Below are 1,200 nucleotides of genomic sequence, written 5' to 3'. Positions count from 1 at the left end.
GCGAAGCGTGCCCACCAAACCCCTGTTGTGGTCACAAATGAGAGATGGTGGGCACGGCGCTGCGCGCCTTTGCCCACCCTACGGCACCTGTGAACTACGGCACCTGTGAACTACGGCACCTGTGAACCTTACCGCTCGAACGCCGCCTTCAGCGCGTTGAGGTGCGGCACCAGCGGATTGCCGATCGCGATGTGTTCGGCCGGCGGGGTGTGGATGGTGGTGTCGAGGCGGCGCACGCGGGTCTGCAGGCTCATCGAGCGATGGATCAGGTCCTGGAGCTGCGAGGGCAGCTTCTCGATGGTGTCGGTGGGGCCGGGATCGGCAGCGCTGAGCTTGACCTTGGTCTTCTCGCGATTGGCCTGGCTCAGAGTCATCTCGCCTTCCTTCACCGCGCGGTGCAGCAGCAGCCACGAGGCGAGCTGCATCAGGCGGGTGGTGAGACGCATGCTCTCGGTTGCGTAGGTGAGGCTGACGGCACGGTCGAGCGCCTTGGCCTCGGTGCGGCCGGCGCCGTCGAGATAGGCAGCGGTCTCTTCGACGAGGTCCATGCCCTCACGGAACAGGACGCCGAACGCCGCAGAATTGGTGAACCGCTCGCTGAGTTGAACGAGAGCGCCGTCGGCCTGCAAACGTTCCATGGTTAACGCCTCTTACGCAACTGTTTGACTGCCCGGCTTTGGCGCCGGCTTATGATGAACAAATCATTGCGCGGGCGGGACGCGGAGTCCAGTGACAAGCGCGGATATGGTTTCCGCGGTTCATTCCCCGGAATGCAACTGGGCGGAGACTCTTGTTTTGACGCATATTCTTGACGCGAAGCGGTAGCCACGCCGCTCGAAACCCCGTGCGCAAAAAAAGAGCCGCCGGAGACCGGCGGCTTTGAAAGTTGATAACAGGGAGGCGTCAAACAGAGTGGACAGGAGCCACTCGGTGTCCAAACGAGGACAGTTCCAGTCATAAACCCGAAAGCTTAATCGACCGTAAACGAGCGAATTTTTTGAGGGTTCGTTAGCCATGTCGGCCAGTGACCGAGCGGGGGGCGGAACAAAACTCTCCGCCGTCATTCCGGGGCGCGACGAAGTCGCGAGCTACGATGCGCAATTGCGCATCGTCGCTCGGCGCTGCGCGCCGGCCGGGAATGACGACGCGAGATGGTGTTTGGCGAGACGTGGGTCCCTGTGTCTTGGAAGTCTGTCAGGA

Annotated in this window: 1 protein-coding gene; it reads right to left on the bottom strand. The window is 62.0% G+C overall.

Translation table 11 applies throughout. The features are described 5' to 3' along the window. Nucleotides 1-128: 128 nt before the first annotated feature. The gene (gene rcdA / locus CV770_RS41145; protein ID WP_018318720.1) at nt 129-638 is read right to left on the bottom strand and encodes a protease adaptor protein RcdA; all 510 of its coding nucleotides are present in this window, start codon (nt 636-638) and stop codon (nt 129-131) included. Nucleotides 639-1,200: the final 562 nt, after the last annotated feature.

It is taken from the genome of Bradyrhizobium sp. AC87j1, from assembly GCF_002936975.1.
Taxonomy (GTDB): Bacteria; Pseudomonadota; Alphaproteobacteria; order Rhizobiales; family Xanthobacteraceae; genus Bradyrhizobium; species Bradyrhizobium shewense.
The sequence above is the reverse complement of the archived record's forward strand: the minus strand, read 5'-3'. Positions and strand labels throughout refer to the sequence as shown.